The following is a 13,373-nucleotide window of genomic DNA, read 5'->3' on the forward strand; positions in this document are numbered from 1 at the left end:
CCAGTTACGTCAGGATGACGACCCCGACGCCCGGACCTCGTCGTATCTCTGTCGCGCCGCGGCGACCTCGGCCGTGCGCCGCTCGGTCCATTCCGCGAGCTCCCGCACCCGCCCCGCGGCCTCCCGGCCGAGGCCGGTCAGGGTGTAGTCGACCCGCGGCGGGATGACCGGCTTGGCGTCGCGGTGGACGAAGCCGTCGCGTTCCAGGGTCTGGAGGGTCTGCGTCAGCATCTTCTCGCTGACGCCGCCGATCTCGCGGCGCAGCTCACCGAAGCGGAACGAGCGCTCGTCCAGGGCCAGCAGGACCAGGACGCCCCAGCGGCTCGTGACGTGCTCCAGGATCAGGCGCTGCGGGCACATGCCCCCGCCCGCGGCCGACGACTCCGCCCACTGCCTCACCTTGCTTACCGTCATGCCAGTACCTTACTTCAAAGTGGGTACTTACGAATCCACAGTGCAGGTTTTAGGGTGAGGGAGAACCGCACCACTTAAGGAGTTTTCGGACATGAGCCTCGTCGTCACCGGAGCCACCGGACATCTCGGCCGTCTCGTCGTCGAGGGGCTGCTCGCCCAGGGCGTCCCCGCCGAGCAGGTCGTCGCCGTCGTACGCGACAAGGACAAGGCCGCCGATCTCGCCGCGCGCGGCGTCGTCGTACGGGTCGCCGACTACGACGCCCCCGAGACCCTGAAGGACGCCTTCCGCGCCGGCGACCGCGTGCTGCTCGTCTCCGGCAACGCCGTCGGGCAGCGCCTCCCCCAGCACCGGGCCGTGATCGACGCCGCGAAGGCCGCGGGCGTGGCGCTGCTCGCGTACACCGGCGTGCTCGGCGGGCCCGCCGCCGACTTCACGCTCGCCGAGGAGCACAAGGGCACCGAGCGGGCGATCCTCGACTCCGGGCTGCCGTACACGTTCCTGCGCAACGGCTGGTACCACGAGAACTACACGCAGAACCTCGCTCCGGTCCTCGCCCACGGCGCCGTCGTCGCGAACGCCGGCGAGGGCCGTGTCGCCTCCGCCGCGCGCGCCGACTACGCCGCGGCCGCCGTCGCCGTCCTGACCGGCGAGGGCCACGAGGGCCGGGCGTACGAGCTGAGCGGCGACGACGCCTGGTCGCTCGCCGAGTACGCCGCCGAGGTCGCCCGGCAGTCCGGCAAGGACGTCGTCTACCGCGCCGTCACGCCCGAGGAGAACCGCGAGGTGCTGATCGGCGCCGGACTGCCCGCCCCCTTCGCCGACATCCTCGTCGGCGTCGACACCGCCATCGAGCAGGGCCTCCTCGCCCACCGCGACGGCGAACTGGCCCGGCTCATCGGCCGGCCGACCACCCCGCTCGCGGACGCGATCGCCGAAGCGCTGAAGTAGGCCGAAAGCCGCCCGGGAGCAGTCCCGGGGCGATCCTGGGGCGGTCCTGGGACAGGGCTCCTTCGGCGTCAGGACCGTATGTCGATACGGGCATGACACGCACCGCCCCGCGGCGCTACCTTCGTCTGTGGCCGCCGCGGGGCTGCCGTGTGTCAGGAGGAGGGTCCGTGCGGGACGCCGGGGCGGCAGAGGAAACAGCGGCGCAGAAGGCCAAGGACGGGCGGGTCGGACTCTTCAACGGGTTCGCCGCCTACGGCATGTGGGGGCTCGTGCCCCTGTTCTGGCCGCTGCTCAGGCCCGCGGGATCCGTGGAGATCCTGGCCCACCGCATGGTGTGGTCGCTGGTCGTCGTGGGCGTCGCGCTGCTCTTCGTACGCAAGTGGGGATGGGCGCGTGACCTGCTGCGCCAGCCCAGGCGGCTCGGGCTCGTGGCCGTCGCCGCCACCGTGATCACCGTCAACTGGGGCTTCTACATCTGGTCCGTGAACGCGGGCCATGTGGTCGAGGCGTCGCTCGGGTACTTCATCAATCCGCTCGTCTCCATCGCGCTCGGCGTGCTGCTGCTCGGGGAGCGGCTGCGGCCCGCGCAGTGGGTGGCCGTCGGGGTCGGGCTGCTCGCGGTGCTCGTGCTCGCCATCGGCTACGGGCAGCCGCCGTGGATCTCGCTGATCCTCGCCTTCTCCTTCGGCACGTACGGGCTCGTGAAGAAGAAGGTCAATCTGAGCGGCGTGGAGTCCCTCGCGGCCGAGACCGCCGTGCAGTTCCTGCCCGCGCTCGGGTACCTGGTGTGGCTGACCGTCCAGGGCAGTTCGACGTTCGCGACGGAGGGCGCCGGGCACGCGGCGCTGCTCGCGTCGACCGGGCTCGTCACGGCGATCCCGCTGGTGTGCTTCGGGGCGGCCGCGATCCGGGTGCCGCTGTCGACGCTGGGGCTGTTGCAGTACCTGGCGCCGGTGTTCCAGTTCGTGCTCGGGATCGTGTACTTCCACGAGGAGATGCCGGCCGAGCGGTGGGCCGGGTTCGGGCTCGTGTGGGTGGCGTTGGTGGTTCTCACGTGGGACGCCCTGCGCTCCTCCCGGGCCGGGCGGATCGCGCTGGCCCGCGCCGCCGCGGACGCGGCCGCGCAGGGCGAGGGCGACGTCTCGCCGCGGCCGACCACCGCCGTGTGACCCTCCGGGCGCGCCGTCGACGCCCGAAGGTCCCGCGGCCGGGGGCCTGGCGCACCGGAGCGGGGAGCGTGCGGGGCGATTGTCAGTGGTGTCCGGTTCACTGAACGCATGACCTTTCATTGGAAGCTCGTGGTGGACAGTGCCGATCCGCACGCGCAGGCCGAGTTCTGGTCCGCCGCCCTCGAGTACGAGGTGGAGGACAACGCCGCGCTGATCGAGCGGCTGCTGGGATTCGGGGCGCTGAGCGAGGACGAGACCGTGGAGTTCCGGGGGCGTAGGGCCTTCCGGGACCTCATCGCCGTACGGCATCCCGAGGACCCGGTGGAGGAGGGGACGGGGACCGGGCAGGGGCGGCGGATCCTGTTCCAGCGGGTGCCGGAGGCGAAGGCCGGCAAGAACCGGCTGCACATCGACGTCCACGTCGGCCCGGAGCGGCGGGAGGCCGCGGTCGAGCGGCTGACCGGGCTCGGCGCCCGGGTCCTCGACGAGGTGAAGGCGCAGGGCGGGGAGTGGGTGGTGATGGCCGACCCCGAGGGGAACGAGTTCTGTCTTCAGTGAGCCGGAACCTCCGGCACCGGGGGATGCTCGGCACACGGCTGCGTGTGAGGGGGCACGGCGTATGACGGGGACGCGGGGCGTGCGGGATGTCGTGGCGTGCGGGTGCGGCGAGGAGAACCTTCCCTGGCTGCTGGCCCGGTTCGGGGCATGGGGCGCGGCGCTCCTGGTGCTCGGGTTCCTCTTCCTGCTCGTCGCGCTGACCGCGCTGACCTGGGTGGTGGTCCGGCTCACCCGGGGGCGGGGCGAGCGGGAGGCGCCGGACGCCGGGCTGGGGATCCTGGACCGTTCCGAGGAGTGAGCGCGGCGGGCCGGCACGCGTCCCGACGAGGGGGTTCCCGGTTGCCCTTCCCCTACTTACTTGCGCATGCATATACTGCACGCGCAAGTAAGTGAGCCCGCGTACCTGCCTTGGGGGAACCATGACCACCCGCGATTTCCTGTTCGTGCTCGGCAGCAGCCGTCCCGACGGCAACTCCGAGATCCTCGCCCGCCGGGCCGCCGAGCAGCTCCCGGCCGGCACCCGGCAGCGCTGGATCGACCTGGCCGCGCACCCGCTGCCCGACTTCGAGGACCTGCGCCACGACAGCGACCACACCCGCCCCGAGGGCGACGACGTGGCGCTGCTGCTCGACGCGACGCTCGCGGCCACCGACATCGTCATCGTGTCGCCGCTGTACTGGTACGCGGTCTCCGCCTCCACCAAGCGCTATCTGGACCACTGGTCGGGCTGGCTGCGCACGCCGGGCATCGACTTCAAGGCGACCCTCGCCGGGCGCACCCTGTGGGGCGTCACCGCGCTCGCGCACGAGGAGTCCGAGGTCGCCGACCCGCTGATCGGCACGCTGAACAACTCGGCCGCGTACATGGGCATGCGCTTCGGCGGCGTCCTGCTCGGCAACGGCAGCAAGCCCGGCGACGTGCTGAAGGACGAGGCGGCGCTCGTCCGGGCCAAGACGTTCTTCGCGCGGCAGGCGCCGCTCGCCGCGTTCCCCACGGCGAGCGTCTACGCGCAGGCGCCGTTCGCCCTCACGCCGTGACGGCGGTCACGGCAGGCCGGGCCCATCCCGTGCGGGCCGTCACGCCGTGATGTCCTTCGCCGTGAAGCGGGCCCAGGCCGCCGAGCCGAAGACCGCCGCGTACAGGGCCTGTAGTTCGAGGTTCTTGACCAGGTCGTCCCAGTAGACCGGCTCGCGCATCAGGTCGGCGAAGGACAGCCAGTGGTGCGAGAAGAAGTACGGCTGGAGCGCGTGCAGCTGCGGGATCTGGTCGAGGATCTGGACGGTGATCAGCAGGCCCACGGTGGTCGCCATCGCGGCGATGCCGCTGTTGGTCAGCGTCGAGACGAACAGGCCGAGCGCGGCGATCCCGATCAGGGACGCCGCCACCACGAGCGCGATCAGGAAGGCCCGCCACAGGCCCTCGCCGAAACCGATCCGGGTCCCGGAGATGGTGACGACGTCGCCGAGCGGGAACAGGATCGCGCCGGTGGCCAGCGCGGAGACCGCGACCACGAGCGTCGCCACGAGGCAGAACGTCATCGTCGTCGCGTACTTGGTGAGCAGGAGGCGGGTACGCCCCGCCGGGGCGACCAGGAGGTAGCGCAGCGTTCCCGCGTTCGCCTCGCCCGCCACCGCGTCGCCCGCGATGACGCCGACGGCCATGGGGAGGAAGAACGGGAGCGTCGCGGCGAGCGACGTGAACACCAGGAACAGGCCGTTGTTGGTGATCTGCGCGATGAACGCGGGGCCGCCGCCCTCGGGCCCGCCCCCGCCGAGCGTCGAACCGTCGCTCGTCTCGATCTTCACGGCGACCCCGATCAGGATCGGGACGCCGGTCAGGACCGCGAGCAGCGCCAGCGTGCGCCAGCGGCGGAAGGTCATGGTCAGCTCGCTGCGGAACAGGCCGAGGGTCCACAGCGGGCTCGGCCGCGCGCTCGGGCCCGGACGCGGCGCGGTCCGCGCTTCAGCCTGCGACATCGAAGCCCTCCCCGGTCAGCGCGACGAACGCGTCCTCCAGGGACGCCCGCTCGACGCCGAAGCCGCGCACCCGTACGCCCGCCGTGACCAGGGCCGTGTTCAGATCCGCCAACTCGGTCCCCGGCGGCGGCGGTTCGGCGACGACGGCGTCGTCCGACGTCTCGGTGATGGTGATGCCGTGCTCCTTCAGGACGCGGGCCGCGTCGGCCGGGTCGGGGGTCGTGACCACGAGCTTTCCCCGGGCGCCCGCGGCCAGTTCGGCGACCGGGCCCTGGGTGATCAGCCGGCCCTGCGCCATCACGGCGACGTGCGTGCAGACCTGCTCGATCTCGTCGAGGAGGTGCGAGGAGAGGAAGACGGTGGTGCCGTCCGTCGCCAACTCCCGTACCAGGGTCCTGATCTCGCGCATGCCCTGCGGGTCGAGGCCGTTGGTCGGTTCGTCCAGGACGAGCAGGCGGCGCGGCTGGAGCAGGGCGGCCGCGAGCCCGAGGCGCTGCTTCATGCCGAGCGAGTACGCCTTCGCCTTCTTCGCCGCGGCGGCCGTCAGACCCACCCGGTCCAGGGCCGCCCCGACCCGGGCCCTGCGGGTGCGCGGGTCGGCGGTCGGGTCGGCGGAGTCGACGCGCACCAGGTTGTCGCGCCCGGACAGGAACCCGTACAGGGCCGGGCCCTCGATGAGCGCGCCCACGTGCGGCAGGACGGTCCGGGCGCCGCGGGGCATCGGGCGGCCGAGGACCTGGGCGGTGCCCGCGGTCGGCTCGATCAGGCCCATGAGCATGCGGATGGTGGTGGTCTTGCCCGATCCGTTCGGCCCGAGGAAGCCGAAGACCGCCCCCTCGGGGACGGTGAGGCTCAGCCGGTCGACGGCCGGTCGGCCACCGCGGTACCGCTTGGTGAGATCTCTCGTCTCGATGGCCGGCGCCATGCCCCTCCCCAGTACTGGTTCCCGTACGGGGTGAGGGGCGGTGCGCACCGCCCCCTCACCCCGTCGTCCTCCGTGCGGTCAGCCCGCGTCGGCCGCCTTCACCAGAGCGTCCTTGGTGACCGCTCCGGCGTACGCCTTCCCGTCCTCGGTGATCAGTACGTTCACGAGGCGGGTCGAGTACACGGTGCCCGAGCCGAACTCGCCCTTGACCTGGTCGCCCAGGGAGGACAGGAACTTCTGTGCGTCGGCCGGCACGTCGGCGGAGCCGGACCCGGCGCCGGAGGCGAGGCCGCCCGCCTCCTTCGGCAGCTTCAGCTCGGCGATGGAGGTCCAGCCCTCGCCGATCACCTTCAGCCCGTCGAGGCCGCCCGTGCCGTCGAGCTCGGCACCCTTGGGGGCCTTGGGGGCGTTCGGGAGCGCCTTGCCGCCGTCCTGCGCCGACAGCTCGTCGGCCTCGGTGACCTTCGTGCCCTTCGACGGCTTGAAGTCGAAGGTGGACGCCGCGGGCTTGCCGAAGTCGACGCTGGTGAAGCCGGCGTCGATGACGGCCGCGCCGCCGCTCGCCGGGGTCAGCGTGAACTTCAGCGGCGTCCCGGTCTTCGCGTCCACGGAGACCGTGATCGCGCCGACCGTGGAACCGGACTGCTTGGGCTTGATCTGGAGCCGGTACGCGTCGCGGCCCGCGATCTGCGCGGTGCCGTCGACGGTGATCGACGTGGTGTCGCCGGACGCCTTGAGGACCTCGTCGGCGAGCTCCCCGGGCGTGGCTGGGACCTCGGCCGACCGCTCCTTCCTCGCGTCCTTGTCCGCGCCCTTCCCGGTGTCCTTCGCGTGGTACGCCTGGTCCGACTTGCTGTCGTAGGCCCAGAGGTCGTCGCCGTTGTGGATCACGCTGTACTCGGACGCGTCGTCCAGGATCGACAGCTTCTGCCTGTTCTCGCCGTCCGCCGCGACGCGCAGCGTGTGCGTGCCGGAGGCGAGCTCGGTGAGCTTCGACTTCGGGTCGGCGGTCGAACCGCCGTCCTCGCCCCCGCCGGCCCCGCCGCCCAGGAGGCCGCCGGCGGCGCCGCCGCCGAGCGAGGGCAGGCCCAGGTCCGTGTGGATCTTGACGGTGCCGGACAGCTGCTGGGTGTCCGACGCGGCGATCTTCTCGATGAGTTCCTGGGCGGTGACCTTCGGCAGATCCGGGTCACCGGAGTCCGCGAGCGCCGGGACGAGCCCGATCGTCGCCGCGGCCACCCCCAGTACGGCCACGGGGACCGCGTACCGGGCGGCCTTGCGACGCCCGGCGCCCTGCCCCGCGCCCTGGTCCTGGCTCTGGCTGTCTTCGGATGCGTACGGTGCCATGTCTGTTGCCCTACCTCCGTGTTCGGCGGCGGCTTACCGTCCTGTGCACTCGTCCCTGCGTTGGCGTGCGTCCACCCCAAGCCGCCATTCTCACCCGAATTGGTCAGGAGTGGTGTTCACCATCTGACCAAACCGGCCACCACGAAGCGTCAGACCGCGGGATCAACTCCGTGTACACCTACGGGATGACAGAACGGGCCGGGGTCTCCCCCGACCCGTAGGGGACCGTGCCGGACCGGCCACGAAGGGCCGGAAAGCACCGGGTCTCAGCCGGCCCGGTGCACGACCGCGTCGCAGAGCTCCACCAGCGCCGACTTCGCCTCGCACTCCGGGAGCGGGGCGAGGGCGGCGCGCGCCTCCTCGGCGTAGCGCACGGTGTCCCGGCGGGCCTGGTCCAGGGCCGGGTGGGTGCGCAGCCGGGAGATGGCCTCGGCGAGCCGCTCGTCGTCCGCGAGGTCGGAGTCGAGGAGGTCGACGAGTTCCTTGTCCTCGGGCAGGCCGAGCAGCTCGGCGCGCTCGCGCAGGCGCAGCACCGGCAGCGTGGGGATGCCCTCGCGCAGGTCCGTGCCCGGGGTCTTGCCGGACTCGCGGGAGTCGGAGGCGATGTCGAGGACGTCGTCGGCGAGCTGGAAGGCGACGCCGAGCCGCTCCCCGTACTGGGTCAGGACGTCGACGACCGTCTCGTCGGCGCCGGACATCATGGCGCCGAAGCGGCACGCCACGGCGATCAGCGAGCCGGTCTTGCCGCCGAGCACGTCCAGGTAGTGGTCGACCGGGTCGCGCCCGTCGGCGGGGCCCGCGGTCTCCAGGATCTGGCCGGTGACGAGGCGCTCGAACGCCTCGGCCTGGATGCGCACCGCGTCGGGGCCGAGGTCGGCCAGGATGTGCGAGGCGCGGGCGAAGAGGAAGTCGCCGGTCAGGACGGCGACGGAGTTGCCCCAGCGCTGGTTGGCGCTCGGTACCCCGCGGCGCACGTCCGCCTCGTCCATCACGTCGTCGTGGTACAGCGTGGCGAGGTGGGTGAGCTCGACGACGACGGCCGAGGGCACGATGCCCGGCGCGTACGGATCGCCGAACTGTGCGGCGAGCGTCACAAGAAGCGGCCTGAAGCGCTTGCCCCCGGCGCGCACCAGATGCTGGGCGGCCTCGGTGATGAAGGGCACCTCGCTCTTGGTGGCTTCGAGCAGTCCCTCCTCGACAGCCGCCAACCCGGCCTGGACATCGGCTTCGAGAGCCTGGTCCCGCACGCTAAGACCGAAAGTCCCGACGACGGTCACGAGAGGTTCTCCTGTCTGCTGACGATCACGACGCTCACATGGCGAACTCGGTCGATCATTTGGTCGATGACACGGTTTGTCGATGTGTCGTTGCCATCACTCAAGTCAGCGTATCCGGTCCTGTTTCGATCACAGGTGGCGCCTGCCCGGTCACCCCAGCCCGGGCGGCCTCCGGACACCCCCGGTATGTTCGTGATCAGCCAATACGACCGGGAGTACCCACTTTGTCCCGCACCGCCAGCGACACAGCGCCCGCCGCGGAAGAACCGCCGCCCGGCGACGATACGGCCTTCTTCGGCCAGCCGCGCGGCCTGCTCACGCTCTCCGGCCTGGAGGTCTGGGAACGCTTCTCGTTCCTGGGCATGCAGGCCATCCTCGTCCTGTACTTCGCGGACACCGTCGCGCACGGCGGCATGGGCATGGACCCCGGCACCGCCGCGTCGGTCTCGGCCGCGTACGGCACGCTGGTGTACCTGGTCTCGGTCGCCGGAGGCTGGCTCGCCGACCGGATCCTCGGCTCGTACCGGGCGGTCCTGTGGGGCGGCATCCTCATCGCCTGCGGCCACTACTCCATGGCGGTGCCGACCGCGACCATGACCTGGGTGGGGCTCGGCCTGATCAGCGCCGGTACGGGCCTGCTGAAGCCGAACGTGGCCTCGATGGTCGGCAAGCTCTACCGCACCGAGGACGAGCGCCGCGACGCCGGCTTCGCGCTGTACTACATGGGCATCAACATCGGCGCCTTCGCCGGTCCGCTGATCACCGGCTGGCTGGGCGACCACAAGGGCTGGCACTGGGGCTTCTCGGCGGCCGCGATCGGCATGACCTTCGGCCTGATCCAGTACGTCGCCGGGCGGCGTCACCTGGCCGGGCGCAAGCACGCCGCCGAGTACGCGCTGCCGCCCGAGGGGATGCGCCGCGCGGTCCGGATGATGATCGTCGGCGCGATCGTGGTGGCGGCGCTCGCGGTGCTCCTGGCCTCCGCGGGCTGGCTGACCATGGACCGCTTCGTGGACGTCCTGACGATCATCTCGGTGATCGCTCCGGTCGTGTACTTCGTGGTGATGTTCCGCAGCCCGCGGGTCACGGCGGAGGAACGCGGCCGCCTGCGGCCGTACCTCGTCCTGTTCGTCGCGTCCGTGGCCTTCAACTTCATCCTCTTCCAGGCCTACTCGACGATGATGCTGCTGGCCTCCACGAACGCCGAGACGACCATCCTCGGCTTCCACTTCCCCGCCAGCTGGTACGCCTCCGCGCTCGGCGCCTTCGAGGTCGCTCTGGCGCCCGTGGTGGCGGGCCTGTGGGCGCGGATGGGCCCACGCCAGCCGCACGCCTCCAACAAGATCGCCATCGGCGTGATCCTGGGCGGTCTGTCGTTCCTGCTGATGGTGATCCCGACGTCCGGCCACAGCGGCGACACGTACAAGATGGCGGCCTGGTGGATCGTCGGCTCGTACCTGCTGCTCGGGCTCGGCGACGTCCTCCTGGAGACGTCGGGCATGTCCGCGACGACCAAGCTCGCCCCGAAGGCCTTCGCCAGCCAGACCATGTCGCTGTGGTTCCTGTCGCTCGCCCTCGCGAACGGCATCCAGGCCCAGACCGTGAAGCTCTACGGCGAGGTCTCGAACCCCGCGTACTTCGGCGTGAACGGTGCCATCGCCGTCGCCGTCGGTGTCGCCGTCATCGCCCTGGCGCCGTGGTTGCGGCGCACCATGCACCCCGTTCACTGAGGTACTCCCATGAGCCCTGCTTCCCCCCGCATCCAGACCGAGTTCCCGTACGGAACGACCCGCGAGGACATCCGCGTACCCCTCTCGGACGGAACGACGCTCTTCGCGCGCGTCTGGCGCCCGGTGACCGACGAGCCGGTCCCAGTCCTCCTCGAATACCTCCCCTACCGGCTCTCCGACTGGACGGCGCCGCGCGACTGGCAGCGCCACCCCTGGTACGCGGGGCACGGCTACGCCTCCGTCCGCGTCGACGTGCGCGGGCACGGCAACAGCGAGGGCATGCCGGGCGACGAGTACGACGCGCAGGAGCTCGCGGACGGCGTCGAGGTCGTCCACTGGCTGGCCGAGCAGCCCTGGTCGTCCGGCAAGGTCGGCATGTTCGGCATCTCCTGGGGCGGCTTCAACTCGCTCCAGATCGCCGCGCTCGCGCCCGAGCCGCTCAAGGCGATCGTCACGGTCTGCTCCACGGACGACCGCTACGACAACGACGTGCACTACATGGGCGGCTCCGTGCTCGCCGTGGACATGCACGCGTGGGCGGCGACCATGCTCGCGTTCGTCGCGCGCCCGCCGGACCCCCAGTTCGTGGGCGAGGAATGGCGGGAGATGTGGACGAAGCGCCTGGAGGCGGTCGATCCGTTCATCCACACCTGGCTGGGGCACCAGACGCGGGACGCGTACTGGCGGCACGGCAGCGTCTGCGAGGACTACTCGACGATCAAGGCCGGGGTGCTCGCGGTGGGCGGCTGGCACGACCCGTACCGGGACACGGTGCTGCGCCTGGTGGAACACCTCCCGGACGACCAGGTCCGCGGACTCATCGGGCCGTGGTCGCACCAGTACCCGGACCGCGGCCTGCCGCCGGGCCCCGCGATCGGCTTCCTCCAGGAGACGCTGCGCTGGTGGGACCACTGGCTGAAGGGCGACGACACCGGGGTGATGGCGGAGCCGAAGCTGCGGTCGTGGATCAGCGACTCGCACCCGCCGGCGACCGTCTACGACGAGCTGCCCGGACGCTGGGTCGGCGACCCGTCCTGGCCCTCGCCACACGTCACACCGGTCTCCTACGCCCTCCAGGGCGCGCCGGTGCTCGTCCGCTCGCCGCAGCAGACGGGCCTGGACGCGGGCCGCTTCTTCCCGTTCGGCAACGACGGCGACCTGCCGCCCGACCAGCGCGACGAGGACGCGAAGTCGGCGTGCTTCGAGTTCGAAGTACCGCAGGACGTACGGGTGTTGGGGCGCCCCAAGGTGACCCTGCGGATCACGTCGAACGTGCCGCGCGGGCAGGCCGTGGCACGGGTGTGCGACGTGGCGCCGGACGGCTCCTCCACCCTGGTCACCCGTGGCGTGCTCAACCTCTCGTCGCGGCACGGCCGTTCGGCGAGCGTGCCGTGGGTGCCGGGGACGACCGAGGACGTCACGTTCGAGCTGAACGGCATCGGCCACACCTTCCCCGCCGGCCACCGCATCCGGCTCGCCGTGTCGTCGGCGTACTGGCCGTGGATCTGGCCCCAGCCGGGATCGCAGGCGGGCTTCACGCTGGCCCCGGTCGGCAGCTCCCTCGAACTGCCGGTCCGCTCCGGCGACCTGGGCGGCGCCGTCTCCTTCGACACCCCGGAGCAGTCGGAACCCCTCGGCGTCGTCCACCCGGCCTCCCTGGACGAGCAGCGGCCCGAACGCCTCGTCGTACGGGACGTCGCGAAGGGCGAGTGGAAGCTGGAGGTCGACCCGCGCTACGGCGGCACGCGCGTCTACCCGGACGGCCTGGAGTTCACCGAGGACGCCCTGGAGACGTACGTCATCGACGAGAACGACCCGCTCTCCGCCCGCACCCGATCGGACTGGTCGATCCGCCTGCACCGCCCCGAACTGGCCTGGGACGCGACGGTCGAGACCCGCTCCGAGATCTCCTGCACGGACCGGGAGTTCCTGACCTCTAGCGAGGTGGTGTGCCGGGACGGCGGCGAGGTGGTGTTCCACCGGACGTGGGAGCGGCGGATTCCGCGGACGGCGGGGTGAAGCGGAGCTCGCGGGGTGCGGCGAGGTGAGACGGAGCTCGTGGGGTGCGGCGGGCTCGGAGCCGTCACCTCACCCCGCGAGCCGCTCCAGCACCACCGCCACCCCGTCCTCCTCGTTCGACGTGGTCACCTCGTCGGCGAGGGACTTCAGTTCGGGGTGGGCGTTGGCCATCGCCACGCCGCGGGCCGCCCACGCGAACATCGGGACGTCATTGGGCATGTCGCCGAAGGCGATCGTGTCGGCGGGGCCCGCGCCGAGGCGTTCGGCGGCCAGTTCGAGGCCCGTCGCCTTGGTGACGCCGCGCGGCTGGAGTTCGACGGTGCCGGGGCCCGACATGGTGACGGTGGCGAGCGGGCCGACCGCCGCGCGGGCCACGGTCGCCAACTCGTCGTCGGACAGCGACGGGTGGCGCAGCAGCACCTTGCTGATCGGCTCGGCCCACAGTGCCGCGCGGTGGTGGACGCGGACCGCGGGGAGCGTCGGGTGCGGCATCAGATAGCCGGGCTCGATCAGCGTCAGGCCCTCCACCCCGTCCTGGTCGACAGCCGCGTACACCTGCCCGACCTCCGCCTCGATCTTCCCGAGCGCCTGCTCGGCCAGCTCCCGGTCCAGGGTGAGCGACCACAGCAGGCGGTCGGACACGGCGTCGTAGAGCTGCGCCCCCTGCGCGCACACGGCGAGGCCGCCGCCGAGGTCGTCGAGGAGCGGCTTGACGCGCGGCGCGGGCCTGCCCGTCACCACGATGTGCCGGGCCCCGGTCGCGGCGGCGCGGGCGAGAGCGGCGCGGGTCCGGTCGGAGACCGTGTCGTCGCCGCGCAGCAGCGTTCCGTCCAGGTCAGTGGCGATGAGTGCATATGCGGGTGCGGCCATGATCCGAAGAATACGGACCAGCAGCCCCAACGACCCGTCGAGTACCGGCCGCCCTGGGCCGTATGCCCTGTCGGGACCGGACGGCGTCATCTCTTCGGGCTAAGCGGAGCCCAACCACGGGCCCCCGGGCGGCAGTTGT

13 protein-coding genes are annotated in these 13,373 nt (G+C 71.8%); 7 read left to right on the forward strand and 6 right to left on the reverse strand.

Annotated elements, in window-relative coordinates; translation table 11 throughout:
* Positions 1–9: 9 nt before the first annotated feature.
* Positions 10–414: a helix-turn-helix domain-containing protein gene (locus tag V2W30_RS16710; protein WP_338697406.1), complete on the reverse strand. Its 405-nt coding sequence runs from the start codon at positions 412–414 to the stop codon at positions 10–12.
* Between the two features lie 91 nt (positions 415–505).
* On the opposite strand from V2W30_RS16710, the gene V2W30_RS16715 reads away from it, so the two are divergent.
* The 5 genes from V2W30_RS16715 to V2W30_RS16735 all read left to right on the forward strand — a co-directional run bounded on the left by V2W30_RS16715 (position 506) and on the right by V2W30_RS16735 (position 4,127).
* The gene (locus tag V2W30_RS16715; RefSeq protein ID WP_338697407.1) at positions 506–1,363 is read left to right on the forward strand and encodes an SDR family oxidoreductase; all 858 of its coding nucleotides are present in this window, start codon (positions 506–508) and stop codon (positions 1,361–1,363) included.
* Between the two features lie 257 nt (positions 1,364–1,620).
* Positions 1,621–2,532, forward strand: coding sequence for an EamA family transporter RarD (rarD, locus tag V2W30_RS16720; protein WP_425244685.1), 912 nt, complete (start codon positions 1,621–1,623; stop codon positions 2,530–2,532).
* A 108-nt stretch (positions 2,533–2,640) separates the two neighbouring features.
* Positions 2,641–3,090: a VOC family protein gene (locus V2W30_RS16725; RefSeq protein WP_338697411.1), complete on the forward strand. Its 450-nt coding sequence runs from the start codon at positions 2,641–2,643 to the stop codon at positions 3,088–3,090.
* A gap of 61 nt (positions 3,091–3,151) precedes the next feature.
* A complete protein-coding gene (locus tag V2W30_RS16730) occupies positions 3,152–3,388 on the forward strand; it encodes a hypothetical protein (protein WP_338697413.1) in 237 nt (78 codons plus the stop codon).
* A 121-nt stretch (positions 3,389–3,509) separates the two neighbouring features.
* A complete protein-coding gene (locus V2W30_RS16735; RefSeq protein ID WP_338697414.1) occupies positions 3,510–4,127 on the forward strand; it encodes an NAD(P)H-dependent oxidoreductase in 618 nt (205 codons plus the stop codon).
* 39 nt (positions 4,128–4,166) lie between these two features.
* Here the strand turns inward: V2W30_RS16735 and V2W30_RS16740 are convergent, their stop codons facing one another.
* The 4 genes from V2W30_RS16740 to V2W30_RS16755 all read right to left on the reverse strand — a co-directional run bounded on the left by V2W30_RS16740 (position 4,167) and on the right by V2W30_RS16755 (position 8,615).
* A complete protein-coding gene (locus tag V2W30_RS16740) occupies positions 4,167–5,066 on the reverse strand; it encodes an ABC transporter permease (protein WP_338697416.1) in 900 nt (299 codons plus the stop codon).
* Positions 5,053–5,991: an ABC transporter ATP-binding protein gene (locus V2W30_RS16745; protein WP_338697418.1), complete on the reverse strand. Its 939-nt coding sequence runs from the start codon at positions 5,989–5,991 to the stop codon at positions 5,053–5,055. The genes V2W30_RS16740 and V2W30_RS16745 overlap by 14 nt, the downstream gene beginning before the upstream one ends.
* Positions 5,992–6,069: 78 nt before the next feature.
* Complete coding sequence (locus tag V2W30_RS16750) at positions 6,070–7,338, reverse strand: DUF2092 domain-containing protein (RefSeq protein ID WP_338697420.1); 1,269 nt, start codon at positions 7,336–7,338, stop codon at positions 6,070–6,072.
* A gap of 266 nt (positions 7,339–7,604) precedes the next feature.
* On the reverse strand, positions 7,605–8,615 hold the full coding sequence (locus V2W30_RS16755) for a polyprenyl synthetase family protein (RefSeq protein ID WP_338697422.1): 1,011 nt from the start codon (positions 8,613–8,615) through the stop codon (positions 7,605–7,607).
* A gap of 224 nt (positions 8,616–8,839) precedes the next feature.
* Here V2W30_RS16755 and V2W30_RS16760 point away from each other — a divergent pair, with 224 nt between their 5' ends.
* Both V2W30_RS16760 and V2W30_RS16765 read left to right on the forward strand, forming a co-directional pair.
* Positions 8,840–10,345 carry a peptide MFS transporter gene (locus V2W30_RS16760; protein ID WP_338697423.1) on the forward strand — a complete coding sequence of 502 codons (1,506 nt, stop codon included), beginning with the start codon at positions 8,840–8,842 and terminating at the stop codon, positions 10,343–10,345.
* Positions 10,346–10,354: 9 nt separating this feature from the next.
* Positions 10,355–12,364: a CocE/NonD family hydrolase gene (locus V2W30_RS16765; protein ID WP_338697424.1), complete on the forward strand. Its 2,010-nt coding sequence runs from the start codon at positions 10,355–10,357 to the stop codon at positions 12,362–12,364.
* A gap of 69 nt (positions 12,365–12,433) precedes the next feature.
* On the opposite strand, the gene V2W30_RS16770 is transcribed toward V2W30_RS16765, so the two are convergent.
* Positions 12,434–13,234: an HAD family hydrolase gene (locus V2W30_RS16770; RefSeq protein WP_338697426.1), complete on the reverse strand. Its 801-nt coding sequence runs from the start codon at positions 13,232–13,234 to the stop codon at positions 12,434–12,436.
* Positions 13,235–13,373: the final 139 nt, after the last annotated feature.

The organism is Streptomyces sp. Q6 (assembly GCF_036967205.1).
In the GTDB taxonomy this organism is placed as follows: Bacteria; Actinomycetota; Actinomycetes; order Streptomycetales; family Streptomycetaceae; genus Streptomyces; species Streptomyces citrinus.

Coding starts and splice junctions, on each gene's coding strand:
- V2W30_RS16740 (WP_338697416.1), bottom strand. CDS start 5,066: ATGTCGCAGGCTGAAGCGCGGACCGCGCCGCGTCCGGGCCCGAGCGCG.
- V2W30_RS16715 (WP_338697407.1), top strand. CDS start 506: ATGAGCCTCGTCGTCACCGGAGCCACCGGACATCTCGGCCGTCTCGTC.
- V2W30_RS16710 (WP_338697406.1), bottom strand. CDS start 414: ATGACGGTAAGCAAGGTGAGGCAGTGGGCGGAGTCGTCGGCCGCGGGC.
- V2W30_RS16750 (WP_338697420.1), bottom strand. CDS start 7,338: ATGGCACCGTACGCATCCGAAGACAGCCAGAGCCAGGACCAGGGCGCG.
- rarD (WP_425244685.1), top strand. CDS start 1,621: ATGTGGGGGCTCGTGCCCCTGTTCTGGCCGCTGCTCAGGCCCGCGGGA.
- V2W30_RS16735 (WP_338697414.1), top strand. CDS start 3,510: ATGACCACCCGCGATTTCCTGTTCGTGCTCGGCAGCAGCCGTCCCGAC.
- V2W30_RS16770 (WP_338697426.1), bottom strand. CDS start 13,234: ATGGCCGCACCCGCATATGCACTCATCGCCACTGACCTGGACGGAACG.
- V2W30_RS16765 (WP_338697424.1), top strand. CDS start 10,355: ATGAGCCCTGCTTCCCCCCGCATCCAGACCGAGTTCCCGTACGGAACG.
- V2W30_RS16725 (WP_338697411.1), top strand. CDS start 2,641: ATGACCTTTCATTGGAAGCTCGTGGTGGACAGTGCCGATCCGCACGCG.
- V2W30_RS16730 (WP_338697413.1), top strand. CDS start 3,152: ATGACGGGGACGCGGGGCGTGCGGGATGTCGTGGCGTGCGGGTGCGGC.
- V2W30_RS16745 (WP_338697418.1), bottom strand. CDS start 5,991: ATGGCGCCGGCCATCGAGACGAGAGATCTCACCAAGCGGTACCGCGGT.